This is a genomic window from Pseudomonas sp. FP2196 (genome assembly GCF_030687715.1).
In the GTDB taxonomy this organism is placed as follows: domain Bacteria; phylum Pseudomonadota; class Gammaproteobacteria; order Pseudomonadales; family Pseudomonadaceae; genus Aquipseudomonas.
Genome location: NZ_CP117445.1, coordinates 916,849 through 936,544, shown reverse-complemented (window position 1 = coordinate 936,544; position 19,696 = coordinate 916,849). Strand labels below are relative to the sequence as shown.

Sequence of the window (19,696 nt, the reverse complement as noted above, 5' to 3'; positions counted from 1 at the left end):
ATTTGCCTACAGCCGTTTCCGCCCTGCATTACCAGAGTGATACAGGACGTGTTGCCTTTTCCTACGAGTCTTTAGGACTCAACGCATTTACTGCCAGATCCACGGCCCCTACCGTCGGGTTCTGACCAGTGACTGTGTGGGCTAACGGTTTTGCTGTCCGTACTGGTTTGAGCTTGATGCAGCCACAACATCCCCGGACGGGATCGCGGCGCATCGAACAACACTAAAAAAGAGGGAGCGTCATGCGCCATACCTTGGTTTTTTCCGCATTGCTGGGTGCCGGTCTGTTGACCGTCTCGTCAGCCAGTTTCGCCGCACCCAAAAGCCTGGTTTTTTGCTCCGAAGGCAGCCCGGCGGGTTTTGATACCGCGCAATACACGACGGCCACCGATAACGACGCCGCCGAGCCGCTGTATAACCGTCTGGTCGAGTTCGAAAAAGGCGCGACCAATGTCGTCCCTGGCCTGGCGACCAAGTGGGATATTTCTGAGGATGGTCTCAAGTACACCTTTCACCTGCGTGAAGGTGTGAAATTTCATACAACGCCGTACTTCAAGCCCACCCGCGATTTAAACGCCGACGACGTTTTGTTTACGTTCAATCGCATGCTTGATGCACAGCAGCCTTTCCGTAAGGCTTATCCGACCGAGTTCCCGTATTTCAACGGGATGAGCCTGAACAAGAACATCGCCAAGGTCGAGAAGACCGGGCCGCTGACCGTGGAGTTCACGCTCAACAGCGTCGACGCCGCGTTCATCCAGAACATCGCCATGAGCTTCGCCGCCATCCTGTCTGCCGAATACGCCGACAAACTGCTGGCCGAAGGCAAGCCGAGCGACATCAACCAGAAGCCGATCGGCACCGGGCCGTTCGTGTTCAAGAGCTACCAGAAAGACTCGAACATCCGTTACTCAGCTAATAAACATTACTGGGATCCGAGCCGGGTAAAACTCGATAACCTGATCTTCGCGATCAACACCGACGCTTCAGTGCGCGTGCAGAAACTCAAGGCTGGTGAATGCCAGGTCACCCTGCATCCGCGCCCTGCGGATGTTGAAGCGCTGAAGACCGATCCAAAGCTGCAACTGATCTCCAAGCCCGGCTTCAACCTTGGCTACATCGCCTACAACGTTCGGCACAAACCGTTCGACCAGCTCGAAGTGCGTCAGGCGCTGGACATGGCGGTGAATAAACAGGGGATTCTCAACGCTGTTTATCAAGGCGCCGGTCAACTGGCCGTCAACGCCATGCCGCCGACTCAGTGGTCCTACGACGACACCATCAAAGACGCCGCCTACAACCCGGAAAAAGCCAAAGAGCTGCTCAAGGCTGCCGGCGTCAAAGAAGGCACCGAGATCACCCTGTGGGCGATGCCGGTACAGCGTCCGTACAACCCGAACGCCAAACTGATGGCCGAAATGCTCCAGGCTGACTGGGCGAAGATCGGTCTGAAAGTGAAGATCGTCAGCTATGAATGGGGCGAGTACATCAAGCGCACCAAGAACGGCGAGCACGACATCAGCCTGATCGGCTGGACCGGTGACAACGGGGACCCGGACAACTGGCTCGGCACGCTGTACAGCTGCGACGCCATCGGCGGCAACAACTACTCCATGTGGTGCGATCCGGCTTACGACAAGCTGATCAAAGAGGCCAAGGTCGTCACCGACCGCGACCAGCGCACCACGCTCTATAAACAGGCCCAGCAGTTGCTCAAGCAGCAAGTGCCGATCACGCCTGTCGCCCATTCGACGGTCAACCAGCCGTTAAGCACCCGGGTTGAAGGGTTCAAGGTGAGCCCCTTCGGCCGCAACGTGTTCTCGGGTGTCAGTATCGATTAACCCAACTGATTAGCCGCAATGCTGAGGGGGACCGTCTATCCCTCTCACGCAAGCGCTTTGCCAAAATTCGCCAATCCGGCCTTTTGCAAACGTTTGCGATGTGTGAACGAGTTCTAAACCAATAACCGGCCCACCCAAAAAAGCCGGCATAAAAAGAAAGTAAAGGAGCTTCACCCATGAAACTGAGCAGCACCGCGATACTGGCCCTGGCCATCAGCAGCATCACCGCCACGGCGTACGCAGAACCTGTAAGTCAGGAGTTCGTCCCTACCACATTGGCCGGCAGTAGCGCCCAAAGCGAGGCCAAAGGCTTTATCGATGGACAAAGCCTGGGCGGCACAACCCGCAACTGGTACGCCAACGAACTGAAGCGTCGCGACGACCGTTTCAGCTACGTCAAAAACAGCGACAAGAACACTTCGCCAGTAGTCAAGACGCCAACACCACGTCGTATCAACTGGGTTCAGGGCACCATCGTCAACTACACCTCGGGCTTCACCCAAGGCACCGTGGGCGTCAGCACTGAAGTAGCGGCCTACAACGCCATCGTTCTGGATCGTGATCGCAAGGACATCGCCGGCGGCTCCAACCGTACCCTGGCGCATTCCGACGGTGACGCCGTAGACCAGTGGAGCAAATTGGGCCTGGCCAACGTCAAGTTCCGTGTCTCGAACACCACGCTGACCGCCGGTCGCCAGAACTTCAGCACCCCGATCGTCGATGTCATCGGCAACCGTCCACTGCCTTCGAGCTTTGAAGGTATTACCCTTCACAGCGAAGAGTTCAACAACCTGTCGTTCGACGTCGGCGGTTTCGATCGCGTTTCGCCTCGTACCGAGCAGAGCCTGTCGAAATTCCGCTCCGAGTACTCGGCCACTGGCGTGGAGACCGACAAGGTCTACATCGCTGGCGTCAACTACCAACCACTCAAGAGCCTGAAAACCAGCCTGTACGGCTCCAACGTCGAAGACTTCTGGAACCAGTACTACTTCGGCGCGACCCACGAGTTGGGTGACAGCCAGGTGCTGAGCCTGACCACAGGTCTGAACTACTACAAGACCGTCGACGAAGGCAAAAAACTGATGGGCGAGATAGACAACGATACCTATTCGCTGTCGTTGGGCCTGGCTCACCAGGCGCACAGCCTGACCTTCTCGTACCAGGAAGTGAATGGCGATACGTACTTCGACTACCTGCATGAAACCAACGGCATCTACCTGGCCAACTCCCTGCTGTCGGACTTCAACGGCCCGAACGAGAAATCCTTCCAGATCGCCTACGGCATCAACATGGCCGAGTACGGCGTACCAGGCCTGAAGTTCAACATCTACCAGGCACGCGGCTGGGGTATCGACGGTACTCACTACCGCGGCACTGCCTACACCGATCCGGGCGCCAAGCGTGGCGACCTGAGCCTGATGGATGGTGAAACCCATTACGAATACGGCGTCGGTGCTTCCTACGCAGTACAAAGCGGTCCACTCAAGGCCACCGCCATTCGTGCGACATACACCACTCACCGCGCCAGCGAAAACCAGGCTGACGGCAACATCAACGAGTTCCGTCTCGTGACCACCATTCCATTCAACATCCTGTAAAAAACGCCAACCGACGGCTGACTCATGATGAGTCGGCCGTTCGGTTTTTTGTCTTCAACCGATTGCAGAGGGTTATCGATGAAAATGCTTCCCCTACGTGCGGCCGTCGCTGCCGCGTTGTTGAGCGCCGCCATCGGCGTCTCGGCCAAACCCTTGGTGGTCTGCACCGAAGCCAGTCCGGAAGGCTTCGACATGGTCCAGTACACAACTGCAGTCACTGCCGATGCGGTGGCCGAAACCATCTTCAATCGACTGGTGGACTTCAAGCCAGGCACCACCGAAGTGGTACCGGCGCTGGCCGACTCCTGGGAAATCAGCGATGACGGTCTGACGTACACGTTCCACCTGCGCAAAGGCGTCAAGTTTCACACCACCGAATACTTCAAGCCGACCCGCGACATGAATGCCGACGACGTGCTCTGGAGCTTCCAGCGTCAGCTGGACCCGAATCACCCGTGGCACAAACTGTCGAGCGTGGGCTTCCCGTACTTTGAAAGCATGGGCTTCAAGGAACTGCTGAAAAACGTCGAGAAAATCGACGACAACACCGTCAAGTTCACCCTGACCCGTCGCGAAGCGCCGTTCCTCGCCGACGTGGCCATGCCGTTCACGGCGATCTACTCCGCCGAATACGCCGATCAGTTGCTCAAGGCCAACAAGACTGGCGACCTGAACAACAAGCCAGTCGGCACCGGCCCGTTCATCTTCCAGCGCTACGCCAAGGACGCCCAGGTGCGCTTCAAGGCCAACCCGGACTATTTCCGTGGCAAGCCGCCGGCCGATGCGTTGATTCTGGCCATCGCCACCGACAACAACGTGCGCCTGCAAAAGCTCAAGGCCAACGAGTGCCAGATCGCGCTGTATCCGAAACCGGATGACATCCCGAGCATCAAGAAAGACAGCAATCTGAAGGTCGATGAACTGAACGCGATGACCGTTTCATACATCGCCATGAACACCCAGCACAAATACATGAGCGACGTGCGCGTGCGTAAAGCGATCGATATCGCCTTCGACAAAGCCGCTTACGTCAATGCACTGTTCGGCAAGGGCAACGCGACCGTCGCGGTCAACCCGTACCCGGACACCCTGCTCGGCTACAACCAAGAACTGAAGAACCCGCCACGCGACCTCGACAAGGCTCGCGCCCTGCTCAAGGAAGCCGGGGTTCCAGAAGGCACTACGTTTACCCTGTTTACCCGCAACGGCGGTGGTCCGACCAACCCTAACCCGATGCTTGGCGCACAAATGATGCAGGCTGACCTGGCGAAAGTCGGGATCAAGATCGACATCCGTGTGATGGAATGGGGCGAGATGCTTAAACGCGCCAAGGCCGGCGAGCACGACATGGTCTCGGCCGGATGGGCGGGCGACAACGGCGACCCGGATAACTTCCTGACGCCGATGCTCAGTTGCGAAGCGGCCAAGAACGGCGAAAACTACGCGCGCTGGTGCAGCGAGAAGTTCCAGGCGCTGATCGACGAAGCACGAGCTAAAGTAGATCCGGCCGAACGCGCCAAGCTGTATGAACAAGCCCAGGTGATCTTTAACCAGGATCAACCATGGATCAGCATGGCCCACACGCGGATGTTCACTGCAATGCGCAACAACGTAGAGGGCTATCACATCAGCCCCCTGACAACTAATAACTTCGCCACTACCCAGGTGAAGTAGATAAGAAACTCCCGGCCTCCCTGACCCCAGGGAAGCCGGGCACGCCTAACCGGCTGATGAGGTACCACACAAGATGTTTAGTTTTATTGCCCGCCGACTGGGGTTGTTGATCCCCACGTTTTTCGGCATCACCTTGCTGACTTTCGCGTTGATTCGCATGATTCCGGGCGACCCCGTGGAAGTGATGATGGGCGAACGTCGGGTCGACCCCGAAATGCACGCTCAGGCAATGGAACGCCTAGGTCTGAACAAACCGTTGTATGCCCAGTACCTGGACTACATCGGCAAACTGGCCCACGGCGATCTCGGCGAATCCCTGCGTACGCGTGAGAGCGTCTGGACCGAGTTCACCTCCCTTTTCCCGGCGACCCTGGAACTGTCCATGGCCGCCCTGCTGTTCGCCGGCATTCTGGGCCTTTTGGCCGGAGTGATCGCGGCACTCAAACGAGGATCCCTGTTCGACCACGGGGTGATGGGCATCTCCCTCGCGGGTTATTCGATGCCGATCTTCTGGTGGGGCCTGATCCTGATCATGTTCTTCTCGGTGAGCCTGGGCTGGACCCCGGTGTCCGGGCGGATCGATCTGCTTTACGACATTGAGCCACGCACCGGTTTCATGTTGATCGATACGCTGCTGGCCGATGACGTCGGCGCGTTCTTCGATGCGCTGCATCACCTGATTCTGCCGGCCATCGTGCTCGGCACCATTCCACTGGCAGTGATCGCGCGGATGACCCGTTCGTCGATGCTCGAAGTGCTGCGCGAAGACTACATCCGCACCGCCAAGGCCAAAGGCCTGTCGCCGTCGCGCGTGGTGTTCGTCCACGGCCTGCGCAACGCGCTGATTCCGGTACTCACCGTGGTCGGCCTGCAAGTCGGTACCCTGCTGGCCGGTGCAGTCCTGACCGAAACCATTTTCTCCTGGCCCGGCATCGGTAAATGGCTGATCGAAGCCATTGGCGCCCGGGACTACCCGGTTGTGCAAAACGGCATCCTGTTAATCGCCTGCCTGGTGATTCTGGTCAACTTCGTAGTGGACATCCTCTACGGCTTTGCCAACCCACGCATCCGTCATCAGCGCTGAGATCATGACCATGACCACTCCAACTCCAGCGGTAGCAGTCGATCAAAGCCTGCTGTATCCGTCCCCGTACAAAGAATTCTGGCAAGCCTTCTCCAAGAACAAAGGCGCGGTTGCCGGCCTGCTGTTCATGCTGCTGATCATCTTCTGCGCGCTCTTCGCGCCTTGGGTTGCGCCGCATAACCCGAGCGAGCAATACCGTGACTTCCTGCTGACGCCGCCGGCGTGGCTTGAAGGCGGGCAAATGCAATTTCTGCTCGGTACCGATGAACTGGGTCGCGACCTGCTCTCGCGTCTGATCCAGGGCTCGCGCCTGTCGCTGCTGATCGGCTTGTCGTCGGTGGTGATGTCGCTGATCCCGGGGATTCTGCTCGGTCTGTTCGCCGGTTTCTTCCCGAAAATGATTGGCCCGACCATCATGCGTCTGATGGACATCATGCTGGCCCTGCCGTCGCTGCTGCTGGCTGTGGCGATCGTCGCCATCCTCGGCCCTGGCCTGATCAACACCGTGATCGCTATCGCTGTGGTGTCCTTGCCGTCCTACGTACGTCTGACCCGTGCCGCCGTGATGGGCGAACTGAACCGCGACTACGTGACCGCCGCGCGCCTGGCCGGTGCCGGTCTGCCACGCCTGATGTTCATCACCGTGCTGCCGAACTGCATGGCGCCGCTGATCGTTCAGGCAACCCTGAGCTTCTCCTCGGCGATTCTCGATGCCGCCGCCCTGGGCTTCCTCGGCCTTGGCGTACAACCGCCAACCCCTGAGTGGGGCACCATGCTGGCCTCGGCCCGCGACTACATCGAACGCGCCTGGTGGGTGGTGAGCCTGCCTGGTTTGACCATTTTGCTCAGCGTGCTGGCAATCAACCTGATGGGCGACGGTCTGCGCGATGCGCTGGACCCGAAACTCAAGAACGCCGCCTGAGGAGATTCCAATGTCACTGTTAGAAATCAAGAATCTCAACGTGCGCTTCGGCGACAAGACTGCTACGCCCGTTGTCGATGGACTCGACCTGAAAGTCGACAAAGGCGAAGTGCTGGCCATCGTTGGCGAATCGGGTTCGGGTAAATCCGTGACCATGATGGCGCTGATGGGGCTGATTGAGCATCCCGGCATCGTGACCGCCGACTCGCTCAGCTTTGACGGCAAAGACATGCTCAAACTGAGCAATCGTCAACGTCGTCAAATCGTCGGCAAAGACTTGTCGATGGTCTTCCAGGACCCGATGACCGCGCTCAACCCGAGCTACACCGTCGGTTTCCAGATCGAAGAAGTGCTGCGCCTGCACCTGAAAATGTCCGGCAAGCAAGCGCGCAAACGCGCTATCGAACTGCTGGAAAAAGTAGAAATACCGGGCGCTGCCAGCCGTATGGACGCCTACCCGCATCAACTTTCGGGCGGTATGAGCCAGCGTGTTGCAATCGCCATGGCGATTGCCGGCGAGCCGAAACTGCTGATCGCCGATGAGCCGACCACTGCACTCGACGTAACGATTCAGGCGCAGATCATGGATCTGCTGCTGGCGTTGCAGAAAGAACAGAACATGGGCCTGGTGCTGATCACCCACGACCTCGCCGTCGTGGCCGAAACCGCCCAGCGCGTGTGCGTGATGTACGCAGGGCAAGCCGTTGAAGTCGGTCAGGTGCCACAACTGTTCGACATCCCGGCGCACCCGTACAGCGAAGCGCTGCTCAAGGCGATTCCGGAACACAGCCAGGGCGCCGAGCGTCTGGCGACGCTGCCGGGCATCGTCCCGGGCCGTTACGACCGTCCGCAGGGTTGCCTGCTGTCGCCGCGCTGCCCGTACGTGCAAGACAGCTGCCGCACGCAGCGTCCGACCCTTGATCCGAAAAGCCACAGCCTCGCCCGCTGCTTCTACCCGCTGAACCAGGAGGTGGCGTAATGGCCGTCGTACTTACCGCCCGCGACCTGACCCGTCACTACGAAGTCTCCCGTGGCCTGTTCAAAGGCCACGCGACCGTGCGCGCCCTCAACGGTGTGTCGTTCGAACTGGAAGCCGGCAAGACTCTTGCGGTGGTAGGCGAGTCGGGTTGCGGCAAATCCACCCTCGCCCGCGCCCTGACCCTGATTGAAGAACCGTCGTCCGGTTCCTTGAAAATCGCCGGCCAGGAAGTGACCGGTGCCGACAAGGCCCAGCGCAAGCAACTGCGCAAAGACGTGCAGATGGTGTTCCAGAGCCCGTACGCGTCGTTGAACCCGCGGCAGAAAGTCGGTGATCAACTCGGTGAGCCGCTGCTGATCAACACCAACCTGACCGCCGCCGAGCGTCGTGAAAAAGTCCAGGCGATGATGAAGCAGGTCGGCTTGCGTCCCGAGCACTACCAGCGTTATCCACACATGTTCTCCGGCGGTCAGCGCCAGCGGATCGCCCTCGCACGCGCAATGATGCTGCAACCGAAAGTGCTGGTGGCGGACGAACCGACCTCGGCGCTGGACGTGTCGATTCAGGCGCAAGTGCTGAACCTGTTCATGGATCTGCAGCAGGAGTTCAACACCGCTTACGTGTTCATCTCGCACAACCTGGCGGTGGTGCAACACGTGGCCGATGACGTGATGGTGATGTACCTCGGTCGCCCGGTGGAAATGGGCCCGAAGAACGACATCTACGAACGCCCGCTGCACCCGTACACCCAGGCGTTGCTGTCGGCGACACCGACCATTCACCCGGACCCGAACAAGCCGAAAATCAAAATCGTCGGCGAGTTGCCTAACCCGCTTAACCCGCCACCTGGCTGCGCATTTCACAAGCGCTGCCCGTATGCCACCGAGCGCTGCAGCACTGAAGAGCCGGCCCTGCGCCCGCTCGACAATCGGCAGGTGGCTTGCCACTACGCCGAGCAATTCCTCGACGGCGCGGCGTAAGGCACAACACCTGTAGGAGCTGCGGCACGCTGCGATCTTTCTTTTGATTTTTAGAATCAAGATCAAAAGATCGCAGCGTGCCGCAGCTCCTACAGGGATTGAGTTGTTTGTGATTCAAGTGTTGAGCAAACCCCTTCCACCTCGATTGCGCATCGGTCGAGGTAGAAGGGGTTTTCTTTTGCCTGAAATCTACGTCTGGCTGTCGCCCTCGTCATCGCTGTCCGGCTCATCGGTTGTCGAGTCGTCATCATCCTCGCTGCCGCCCTGCCCCTGATCGCCCGGCTCGGATTCGGACTTGGCGAGCATCAACCCGCTATGCCCCACCTGCCCGTTGAACGCCTGGGAATCATGTTCCTCGCATTCGGCCCAGGCCGTCGCGGTGCCGAGGGACAGCATGACCATCACTTTCAACAGCAGCAAAACCCGTAGCAACCTGTTTTTCATGATCGATTCCATCCTGTGCAGGTGAAACACCAATGCCGATCCGGCGCTGAATGAAATCTAGTTCCGATCAGCCGGGTTCACCAGACAGGACGTTATCGAAGCCATAGAAATGCCGCCGCCCGGCAGAACACTTTTGAATAATCCCTAGTACCGATTCAGCTAAGCAGGACAGGTAGCCACTTCGAGGCGGGCCACATGGGTTGCCCGCCACGCCAACGGGATCGCCGCCAGCGCGAGTACGGCACTGACTGCCCAGACACTGTGCCCGCCGAAATGGCCGTAGATCTGCCCGTTCAGCACTGGCGACAACAATGCGCTGGCACTCCAGCACATGAAAAACAGCCCGAAATACTGTCCGCTTTTGCCACCCTGTGCGTGCTGCATGACCAGTACATTCAGCGGCGGCATGAACAGCGCCTCGCCCAGTGTCCAGATCAGCGTCGACAAACAGACATAAGCCAGCCCGGAACCGAGCGGTAACATGCCCAGCCCGATTGCCAGCAACACGCAACCGGCGACCAGTTGTGCACGCACACCCCAGCGCTCGCCCCAATGGCTCAGCGGAATCTGCAAGGTCACCACCAACACCGCGTTCAAGGCGAACTGCCAGCCGATGACCTCGGTGCTCAGGCGGTAATAATCGGTCAGGTAATTGCCGAGCGTGCTGTAGACCGTATCGAAGGCCATGCCGAGCAGAATGGCCGCAGCCAACAGCCATAGAAATGGCCGGTCGTGATACGGGACGCCCGGTGTTTCAGTGCTATCGGCCGAGTGCTCCGGTGCGAGCACCGAACGACGCCATGTCGTGCGCACAAACCATAGCAAGGCCAGCAGCGTCATCGCCGCACTGGCGAAGAACACCCAGCGAAAATCGGTCTGCGCCAGCAGCCCGCCAGCAATGCCGGCAGCCGCCATGCCGAGGTTGCGCGCGACCCGGCTCAAAGCCTGCGCGCGTGAGCGTTGCGCGGTTTCGCAATACTCCATGATCAGCCGCTGATGCAGCGTGCGGATCGCCCCGTCAAGCACGCCGCTTAATAGCAGCAACGCCGCGAGCCACGGCACCTCGGTGACCAGTCCCAACAGCAGCAAGGTCCAGGCCGACAGGAAAAACAGCGCTGCCGTAAGCCGTGCGGTGGGAAAGCGGTCGCTGAGCAACCCGCCGACCATCGAACCGATCAACAGTCCCGCGCCATAACCGGACAGCAGCCAGCCAACGGTCTCAATCGCCAGCCCCAGTTCCTGACGCAGATACACGGCCATGAACAGCTTGACCATGCTGCTCAAGCGATTGATGAACAGCAGCGCCGCGAGCACCCAGGCCATGATGCTGAAATAGCCGTCCAGGCGTAGCAAGTGAGTCAGGCGACTCGTCATTCCATTGACCTCTCAAAACGACTTGCGGGGAGCTGGAACACTAACGTTCAACAGGCTGGTTGTCGCGTTCCAGTACATTGATCCGACAAAAACGGAGTCGCCCTACATCCCCCTGTAGGAGCGGCCGCAGACTGCGATCTTTTGACTTTGCTGCCTTCGGCAGCTTAGTTGTTGAGTGCACTCAGCTAGAAAATGGTCGTCTGTCGGGCCGTTATCGCGAGCAGGCTCACGCCTACAATTGGATTGAGTACAACTGCAAAAAACAGGTCGGCTGGCAGGCCGCCATCGCTGGCAAGCCAGGCTCCCACAGAAAAGCAAAATCAAGATCAAAAGATCGCAGCTTTCGGCAGCGCCTACACAGGATGAGCGTTAGCTCGGCTGCAGCTTTTGATCTTGATCCACGGGCGACGTCGGAAGGCTGAGTGGAGGGATTGATCCGGGGGTGGGAGCGCAGCGACCGTTTGGCGAAGCCAAACACAGCGAGAGGAGGTGCAGCGAAGCAAACCGGAGACGCTGCGCCCGGATCGATCCCGGAGCGAAGGAACCCCGAGCCCCAGCGAGCGGGCCGAACGTAGGAGCAAGCGTTTTTTGCTTACTTTTTTTGGCGCTTGTAAAAAAGTGAGTCGCCGTAAGGGCGAAACCGTCAGCCGCAACACCCGCAGAAACGGATATACACCCAAACCAACCAAGCAAAAAAAGCCCCCAAGGCCTACACCGAGGGGGCTTTCGAACACACCAGCTCAGCGCTTAGTGATGCTCACGCGTCGCGCGGAATTTCACATCCGGCCAACGCTCTTCCATCAACGCCAGGTTAACCCGCGTCGGAGCGAGGTAAGTCAGGTGACCACCGCCATCGACTGCCAGGTTTTCCACAGCCTTGTTGGAGAATTCCTCAAGCTTCTTCTTGTCGCTGCATTCGATCCAGCGCGCGGAGTACACAGTGATCGGCTCATACGAGCACTCGACCTTGTATTCCTCTTTCAAACGACTGGCGACCACATCGAACTGCAGCACACCAACGGCGCCGAGAATGATGTCGTTGCTGCGCTCCGGGAAGAACACCTGGGTCGCGCCCTCTTCAGCCAACTGCTGCAAACCCTGACGCAGTTGCTTGGATTTCAGCGGATCACGCAGACGCACGCGACGGAACAGTTCCGGGGCGAAGTGCGGGATACCGGTGAAGCCCAGGCTTTCGCCTTCGCTGAAGGTGTCGCCGATCTGGATGGTGCCGTGGTTGTGCAGACCGATGATGTCGCCGGCGTATGCCTCTTCCAGTTGCTCACGCTCGGAAGAGAAGAACGTCAGGGCGTCGCCGATGCGCACGTCCTTGCCGGTACGCACGTGGCGCATTTTCATGCCTTTCTCGTACTTGCCCGAGCAGATGCGCATGAAGGCGATACGGTCGCGGTGTTTCGGGTCCATGTTCGCCTGGATCTTGAAGATGAAGCCCGAGAACTTCTCTTCCACCGGCTCCACGGTGCGCTCGTTGGCCACGCGCGCGAGCGGGCGCGGCGCCCAGTCAACAACGGCGTCGAGGACGTGGTCGACACCGAAGTTGCCCAGCGCGGTGCCGAAGAACACCGGGGTCAGTTGACCGTCGAGGAACTCCTGCTGGTTGAACTCGTGGCAGGCACCCTGCACCAGTTCCAGCTGTTCGATGAAGCGGTCGTACTCGTCGCCCAGATGCGCGCGCGCTTCGTCGGAGTCGAGTTTCTCGATGATCTTGGTCTCGGTGCGTTCGTGACCGTGACCGGCGGTGTAGACAATGATGTAGTCGTCGGCCAGGTGATACACACCTTTGAAGTCGCGGTAGCAACCGATCGGCCAGGTGATCGGCGCAGCCTTGATCTTCAGAACGGCTTCGATCTCGTCGAGCAGTTCGATCGGGTCGCGGATGTCACGGTCGAGCTTGTTGATGAAACTGACGATCGGCGTGTCACGCAGACGGCAGACGTCCATCAGCGCGATGGTCCGTGGCTCAACGCCCTTACCGCCGTCGAGAACCATCAATGCCGAGTCCACCGCCGTCAGGGTGCGGTAGGTATCTTCGGAGAAGTCTTCGTGGCCCGGGGTGTCGAGCAGGTTGACCATGTGGTCGCGATACGGGAACTGCATGACCGACGTGGTAATGGAAATACCCCGCTGTTTCTCCATCTCCATCCAGTCGGATGTCGCATGGCGGTCGGATTTACGGGATTTCACCGTGCCGGCCACAGCAATCGCCTTGCCCATCAACAGGAGCTTTTCGGTGATCGTGGTTTTACCGGCATCGGGGTGGGAAATAATGGCGAAAGTGCGGCGTTTCGCGACTTCGGCGGCCTGGTTGGTCATGGGAAATCGCCTGGCGGTGATTCAAAAAAGGGCCGCGATTATAGCCCAAGTCATTGCAATAACCGAACCGTTGAGCACATTAAGGGTGGCCAAATGCTGCCTCAGATGGGAACCTTTTAAAGCACGGAGACGTCCATCCCCTGTTACGACATTTCGTCAGGGGCTGAAAAATCAGCAAGTTAGCCTGACGAGGCTGCGCTCATGGCTCGCTTTCAGACCGCTTTTTGCCGGTGCTGAGGGAGCTGCTTCTCGCGAACGTTTTTCCCGGCAGCCAAGGTTTGGCATGCCACACGGGATTGCGCTCGCCGACTATAAAAAAGGAGTCCGCCTGTGGCTATCCGCTATGGCAAAGGGCTGATGGGAGGTGCGGTGGTTATCGCGCTCCTGGCCCTGCTGGTCCACTGGATCGGCATCAACACGATCGAACACTACCGCGACGATTTGTTGTTTTACCTGCAAGCTCATCTGATTCTCGTCCTCGCTTCAATGCTGGCCGCCCTTGTCGTGGGCATCCCCGCCGGTATCTTCCTCAGTCGCCCGACCATGGTCGGCCGCGCTGAACGCTTCATGCAGATCTTCAATATCGGTAACACCGTGCCGCCGTTGGCTGTACTCGCGATTGCCCTGGGGATTCTGGGCATCGGCAGTGGTCCGGCGATCTTCGCTTTATTCCTCGCCTCGTTGCTGCCGATTGTACGCAACACCTACGAAGGCCTGAAAAACGTCCAGGGTTCACTCAAAGAAGCCGCCGTCGGCATCGGCATGACGCCGCGTCAGGTGCTGTGGCGAGTCGAGTTGCCCAACGCCGTGCCAATCATTGTCGGTGGCGTGCGTGTCGCGCTGGCGATCAACGTCGGTACCGCGCCGCTGGCGTTCCTGATCGGCGCCAACAGCCTCGGCAGCCTGATCTTCCCTGGCATCGCCCTGAACAATCAGCCGCAACTGCTGCTTGGCGCCGCGTGCACCGCGCTGCTGGCCTTGCTGCTCGATGGCGTGGTCACCCTCGCCAGCCGTCTCTGGCTGGAACGCGGTTTGCGCCCGTCTTAAGGCTTTTGCGAAGGAATGAATATGAAACGACTTAGCTTGATCTTAGGCTGCGCCCTGCTGTTCGCAGGATTGGCGCAAGCCGCAGAAAAACCGGTTATCCGCATCGGTGCCCGGGTGTTCACCGAGCAAACCCTGCTCGCGGAAATCACCTCGCAATACCTGCGCAGCAAAGGCTACGACGCGCAGGTCACCGGCGGTCTGGGCAGCAACCTGGCCCGCAGCGCCCACGAAAGCGGGCAACTGGACATGCTCTGGGAATACACCGGCGTCTCCTTGGTGGCTTACAACCACGTCACCGAAAAACTCGACAGCGCCCAGTCCTACGCCCGGGTCAAAGAACTCGACGCGAAGAAGGGACTGGTGTGGCTCACGCCGTCGAAATTCAGCAATACCTACGCCCTCGCCCTGCCGAAAAACGTGGCTGAGGAATATCCACAGATCGGCAACATCAGCCAGTTGAATGAAGTGCTGCGCGCTGAGGCCAAGACCAATCATCTGGTGGCGCTGGATACCGAGTTCGCCAACCGTTCTGACGGTCTGGACGGCATGGTCAAACTCTACGACATGAACCTGAGCCGCAAGAACATCCGCCAGATGGACGCGGGGCTGGTTTATACCGCGCTGCGCAACGGTCAGGTGTTTGCCGGTCTGGTCTACACCACCGACGGTCGCCTGAACGCTTTCGGCCTCAAGCTGCTGGAAGACGACAAGCATTACTTCCCTGACTACACCGCAGCTCCCGTGGTGCGTCAGGCCTACCTCGATGCCCACCCGCAACTCGCCGAGCAGCTCAAGCCGCTGGCCGAACTGTTCGATGACGAAACCATGCGCCAGCTCAACGCGCGGGTCGATGTCGATCACGAAAGCCCATCGTCGGTTGCCGCCGATTTCCTGCGTCAGCATCCACTGAACTAAGAGAGGAGAAGTCATGGAATTCTTGAACGCCTTTTCCCATCTCGACTGGCAGCAGGTGATGCACCTGACCTGGCAGCACATCACCCTCGTTGGCATCGCCGTGACCTTAGCCATCGTCGTCGGCGTGCCGCTGGGCATTTTGATGACGCGCTTTCCGACACTCGCCGGCCCCTTGCAGGCCAGCGCCACGGTGCTGCTGACCGTGCCGTCGATTGCGCTGTTCGGCCTGCTGCTGCCGTTCTACTCCAAGTTCGGCCAGGGCCTCGGCCCGATGCCGGCGATCACCGCTGTGTTCCTTTATTCACTGCTGCCGATCATGCGCAACACCTACCTCGCATTGACGGGCGTCGAACCGGGTATCCGTGAAGCCGCACGCGGCATCGGCATGACCTTCGGCCAGCGCCTGCGCATGGTCGAGCTGCCAATCGCCGTGCCGGTGATCCTCGCCGGTGTGCGCACCGCCGTGGTGATGAACATCGGCGTGATGACCATTGCCGCGACCATCGGCGCCGGCGGCCTCGGTGTGTTGATCCTCGCCTCCATCAGCCGCAGCGACATGTCGATGCTTATCGTCGGCGCGCTGCTGGTCAGTCTTCTGGCGATCTTCGCCGACCTCTTCCTGCAGTGGCTGCAACGTTCGCTGACTCCAAAAGGACTCCTCAAATGATCGAACTTCAAAACCTCAGCAAGACCTTCCAAAGCAACGGCAAAGATGTCAAAGCCGTGGACTCGGTGAGCCTGACCGTCAATGAAGGCGAAATCTGTGTGTTCCTCGGGCCATCGGGCTGCGGCAAAAGCACCACGCTGAAAATGATCAACCGCCTGATCAAACCGACCTCGGGCAAGATCCTGATCAACGGCGAAGACACCACCGACCTCGACGAAGTGACCCTGCGCCGCAATATTGGCTATGTGATCCAGCAGATCGGTCTGTTCCCGAACATGACCATCGAAGAGAACATCGTCGTGGTGCCGAAACTGCTCGGTTGGGACAAACAGAAATGCCACGACCGCGCCCGCGAACTGATGAGCATGATCAAGCTTGAGCCCAAGCAATATCTGCATCGCTATCCACGCGAGTTGTCCGGTGGCCAGCAACAGCGCATCGGCGTGATCCGCGCACTGGCGGCCGACGCACCGCTGTTGCTGATGGACGAACCGTTCGGCGCGGTCGACCCGATCAACCGCGAGATGATCCAGAACGAGTTCTTCGAGATGCAGCGCGCGCTGAACAAGACCGTGATCATGGTCAGCCACGACATCGACGAAGCGATCAAACTCGGCGACAAGATCGCAATCTTCCGTGCCGGCAAACTGTTGCAGATCGATCACCCGGACACCCTGCTCGCGCATCCGGCGGACGACTTCGTGAGCAACTTCGTCGGTCAGGACAGCACGTTGAAACGTCTGTTGCTGGTGAAGGCTGAAGACGCGGCGGACAATGCGCCGTCGGTGAGCCCGGAAACCCCGGTGGCCGATGCGCTGGAATTGATGGATGAGCATGACCGTCGTTATGTCGTCGTCACTTGCTCCGAGAACAAGGCGCTGGGTTATGTGCGTCGTCGCGACCTGCACCGCCAGACTGGCACCTGCGCGCAGTACCTGCGTGAGTTCAACGCCACGGCGGCGTACGACGAACACCTGCGCATCCTGCTGTCGCGCATGTACGAGTTCAACCGTGCGTGGCTGCCGGTGATGGATGCCGAGCGGGTGTTCCTTGGCGAGGTGACGCAGGAGTCGATTGCGGCTTATCTGAGCTCGGGCAGATCCCGAGGGGGCAAGACCAGCATCGTCTCTCCCGCCGAGACTGCACCGGCCTGACAGAAGGCCGCCCGCGTCCCTTTCAAGGGGCACGGGCGGTCCGCTCTGATCAGGAAGAAATGGCCTGGTCTGCGGGGATGAAATCGAACCGCACAGCAGCCCCCGTTGTCTGCGGCAACGTGATCCTGATCGCAGGAACCCAGATACCCGTCTGCTCCTTGAAATCTCGCTGGTCATACTGCGCGCCGGCCTTGCCCGAATCGTTCACATAAAAAACCGCCTCGATCGGCACTGTCGGCCCCAGGTCCTGTGCCCACTTGGCCAGACGGAATTCATTCTGCGTGGCGAAGGCAAAGTTTCCACCCTGCCCTTGAGCCTTGATCGCTTCGTTGAAAGCCGTCGTGGCTCCTTGATTCAGAGAGTCGCGCACATTGAAACCGCAGAGAGTTCCATATTTGCTCGGGCTCTGATTGTAATGAGTCATATATTGAGCAGCGGTATTGATGCCTTGGTCCTGGCAAGGCCGACTGGCCGCTATCCCCGGACTTTGGCCACATCCCTGATCAGGACGGCCGTTCGTTGCACCGTCCACGGGAAAGAAGCAAAGTATTTCCGGCTCGATTTTTCCGTGCGGTTTGAAAAAATACGGATAAAAAATAAATCCGTTGTTATAGCCGAAGACCAACTTGCTGAACTTCGCATCCGCCCGCAGGTACGAAAAAGACACACCGGTCGACGATGGATTGGGATTCCAGAAATGGTACTGGGTAGAAGGTTGTGTCGCTCTGAGCATGACTCCGGTACACAGGAATGCGGGCGCTGACGGGTTGTCTCGGCACATGTTTCTCTTGTCGTTATATCTCTGTGTCAGGAAGACCGCGGTTTCCGGCCCAGGCAACGGGGCCATCACCCCCGATGCCTGGGCGCCAACTTGTTGCTCTTGAGGAACGGGACCCGGTGGCGTCACGACCTCATGACTCACGCATCCGGACAGCGTAAACACAATCAACCATAGCCATAATCTGTTCATTACGATTCTCCCTAAGCCCATTTGATTAATGAGCTGCCGGGCCGATCATAAAAATAAAGCTGAGCGCAGACACCTGTCAGAAATACTAGTATTTCGTCCTTTTCCGAGGCTTATTCGAAATTAAAAAACCAGGCCTTATTTCTGTTTTTCCATGATGCACGAACCGTGTCTAACGGAGCGCCGGGGAACATCAGCCTGTCATATCGGTCGGTTACATCAGTAACGGAGCAAGACCGCACGACGGAAGCTTGCAAAAACGCGACATTTTTAGTTGATCTCAGGCCCCTCACGCCCTAAAGTTCGCGCCGAACGTCCATGCTGGAAACGATCCATCCGGCTCAAGTACTGACGACGAGACAGCAAGGCCAAGGGAAGCTTCACACCCGTGGCCTTTTTGCTTTCGGCGACATGCCTTGGGAAGTAGGCGAACCAAAGTGGGGATACGGAGGACGTTCATTTGCACCCATTGATCAATTCAGTTTGCCCTTAGGAGTCTCCCAGCATGTCGATCAACGTCGAAGATTATTTCGCGCGCGCCACTTTTGACAAAATGAAGGCGTTCGCCGACAAACAGGAAACCCCATTCGTGGTGATCGACACCGCGATGATCAGCCAGGCCTACGATGACCTGCGCGCCGGTTTCGAATTCGCCAAGGTCTACTACGCGGTCAAGGCCAACCCGGCCGTCGAGATCATCGACCTGCTCAAAGAGAAAGGTTCGAGCTTCGACATCGCCTCGATCTACGAGCTGGACAAAGTGATGGATCGCGGTGTCAGCGCCGACCGTATCAGCTACGGCAACACCATCAAGAAATCCAAGGACATCCGCTACTTCTATGAGAAGGGTGTGCGTCTGTTCTCCACCGACTCCGAAGCCGACCTGCGCAACATTGCCAAGGCTGCACCGGGCTCGAAAGTGTATGTGCGCATCCTCACCGAAGGCTCGACCACGGCTGACTGGCCACTGTCGCGTAAATTCGGCTGCCAGACCGACATGGCCATGGACCTGCTGATCCTTGCTCGCGACCTGGGCCTGGTGCCTTACGGCATCTCGTTCCACGTCGGTTCGCAGCAGCGTGACATCAGCGTCTGGGATGCGGCGATCGCCAAGGTCAAAGTGATCTTCGAACGTCTGAAAGAAGAAGACGGCATTCACCTGAAGCTGATCAACATGGGCGGTGGCTTCCCGGCCAACTACATCACCCGCACCAACAGCCTGGAAACCTACGCTGAAGAAATCATTCGTTTCCTGAAAGAAGACTTCGGTGATGACCTGCCGGAAATCATCCTGGAGCCGGGCCGTTCGCTGATCGCCAACGCCGGCATTCTGGTCAGCGAAGTGGTGCTGGTTGCACGTAAATCCCGCACCGCCGTCGAGCGTTGGGTGTACACCGATGTGGGCAAGTTCTCCGGCCTGATCGAAACCATGGACGAGGCGATCAAGTTCCCGATCTGGACCGAGAAAAAAGGCGAGATGGAAGAAGTCGTCATCGCCGGCCCTACCTGCGACAGCGCCGACATCATGTACGAAAACTACAAGTACGGCCTGCCGCTGAACCTGGCAATCGGTGATCGTCTGTACTGGTTGTCGACCGGTGCTTACACCACCAGTTACAGCGCGGTTGAGTTCAATGGCTTTCCGCCGTTGAAGTCGTTCTACGTGTAACGCACACACGCCGAAACGCAAAAAGCCCATGACGTGTCATGGGCTTTTTT

Annotated in this window: 16 protein-coding genes; 12 read left to right on the top strand and 4 right to left on the bottom strand. The window is 58.7% G+C overall.

The genetic code is table 11. The features are described 5' to 3' along the window. Window positions 1-242 precede the first annotated feature (242 nt). From PSH79_RS04060 to PSH79_RS04030, 7 genes are all read left to right on the top strand, one after another. Entirely contained in the window at window positions 243-1,841 is a 1,599-nt protein-coding gene (locus PSH79_RS04060; RefSeq protein WP_305441356.1) for an ABC transporter substrate-binding protein, read from the top strand. Between the two features lie 176 nt (window positions 1,842-2,017). Then, complete coding sequence (locus tag PSH79_RS04055) at window positions 2,018-3,439, top strand: OprD family porin (RefSeq protein WP_305441355.1); 1,422 nt, start codon at window positions 2,018-2,020, stop codon at window positions 3,437-3,439. Window positions 3,440-3,517: 78 nt separating this feature from the next. Further along, window positions 3,518-5,113 (top strand): ABC transporter substrate-binding protein, encoded by a 1,596-nt coding sequence (locus PSH79_RS04050; protein ID WP_305441354.1) that lies wholly within the window; start codon window positions 3,518-3,520, stop codon window positions 5,111-5,113. Between the two features lie 73 nt (window positions 5,114-5,186). After that, window positions 5,187-6,197 carry an ABC transporter permease subunit gene (locus tag PSH79_RS04045; protein WP_008085273.1) on the top strand — a complete coding sequence of 337 codons (1,011 nt, stop codon included), beginning with the start codon at window positions 5,187-5,189 and terminating at the stop codon, window positions 6,195-6,197. Between the two features lie 10 nt (window positions 6,198-6,207). Next, complete coding sequence (locus tag PSH79_RS04040) at window positions 6,208-7,119, top strand: ABC transporter permease subunit (protein WP_187676745.1); 912 nt, start codon at window positions 6,208-6,210, stop codon at window positions 7,117-7,119. A 10-nt stretch (window positions 7,120-7,129) separates the two neighbouring features. Next, the gene (locus tag PSH79_RS04035; RefSeq protein ID WP_095190926.1) at window positions 7,130-8,098 is read left to right on the top strand and encodes an ABC transporter ATP-binding protein; all 969 of its coding nucleotides are present in this window, start codon (window positions 7,130-7,132) and stop codon (window positions 8,096-8,098) included. Beyond that, entirely contained in the window at window positions 8,098-9,078 is a 981-nt protein-coding gene (locus PSH79_RS04030; RefSeq protein WP_305441353.1) for a peptide ABC transporter ATP-binding protein, read from the top strand. The genes PSH79_RS04035 and PSH79_RS04030 overlap by 1 nt, the downstream gene beginning before the upstream one ends. A gap of 189 nt (window positions 9,079-9,267) precedes the next feature. Here the strand turns inward: PSH79_RS04030 and PSH79_RS04025 are convergent, their stop codons facing one another. From PSH79_RS04025 to PSH79_RS04015, 3 genes are all read right to left on the bottom strand, one after another. Then, window positions 9,268-9,522, bottom strand: a complete 255-nt coding sequence (locus PSH79_RS04025) for a hypothetical protein (protein WP_305441352.1) — start codon at window positions 9,520-9,522, stop codon at window positions 9,268-9,270. Between the two features lie 159 nt (window positions 9,523-9,681). Next, on the bottom strand, window positions 9,682-10,896 hold the full coding sequence (locus PSH79_RS04020; protein WP_305441351.1) for an MFS transporter: 1,215 nt from the start codon (window positions 10,894-10,896) through the stop codon (window positions 9,682-9,684). Window positions 10,897-11,643: 747 nt separating this feature from the next. Beyond that, window positions 11,644-13,227 (bottom strand): peptide chain release factor 3, encoded by a 1,584-nt coding sequence (locus tag PSH79_RS04015; RefSeq protein WP_305441350.1) that lies wholly within the window; start codon window positions 13,225-13,227, stop codon window positions 11,644-11,646. Window positions 13,228-13,584: 357 nt separating this feature from the next. Between PSH79_RS04015 and PSH79_RS04010 the strand changes: the two genes are divergently transcribed. Genes PSH79_RS04010 through PSH79_RS03995 form a run of 4 tightly spaced genes read left to right on the top strand, consistent with a single transcriptional unit; the run spans window position 13,585 to window position 17,010 of the window. Continuing rightward, window positions 13,585-14,274, top strand: coding sequence for an ABC transporter permease (locus PSH79_RS04010; protein ID WP_178120922.1), 690 nt, complete (start codon window positions 13,585-13,587; stop codon window positions 14,272-14,274). A gap of 21 nt (window positions 14,275-14,295) precedes the next feature. Beyond that, window positions 14,296-15,189 (top strand): glycine betaine ABC transporter substrate-binding protein, encoded by an 894-nt coding sequence (locus PSH79_RS04005; protein WP_305441348.1) that lies wholly within the window; start codon window positions 14,296-14,298, stop codon window positions 15,187-15,189. A 13-nt stretch (window positions 15,190-15,202) separates the two neighbouring features. Then, window positions 15,203-15,856: an ABC transporter permease gene (locus PSH79_RS04000; protein WP_007915307.1), complete on the top strand. Its 654-nt coding sequence runs from the start codon at window positions 15,203-15,205 to the stop codon at window positions 15,854-15,856. Continuing rightward, complete coding sequence (locus PSH79_RS03995; RefSeq protein WP_305441347.1) at window positions 15,853-17,010, top strand: betaine/proline/choline family ABC transporter ATP-binding protein; 1,158 nt, start codon at window positions 15,853-15,855, stop codon at window positions 17,008-17,010. Before PSH79_RS04000 ends, PSH79_RS03995 begins: the two co-directional genes overlap by 4 nt. Window positions 17,011-17,059: 49 nt before the next feature. Here PSH79_RS03995 and PSH79_RS03990 read toward each other — a convergent pair whose 3' ends face one another. Next, the gene (locus PSH79_RS03990) at window positions 17,060-17,980 is read right to left on the bottom strand and encodes a hypothetical protein (protein ID WP_305441346.1); all 921 of its coding nucleotides are present in this window, start codon (window positions 17,978-17,980) and stop codon (window positions 17,060-17,062) included. A 502-nt stretch (window positions 17,981-18,482) separates the two neighbouring features. Here PSH79_RS03990 and PSH79_RS03985 point away from each other — a divergent pair. Next, complete coding sequence (locus PSH79_RS03985; RefSeq protein WP_010213203.1) at window positions 18,483-19,646, top strand: type III PLP-dependent enzyme; 1,164 nt, start codon at window positions 18,483-18,485, stop codon at window positions 19,644-19,646. Window positions 19,647-19,696 lie beyond the last annotated feature (50 nt).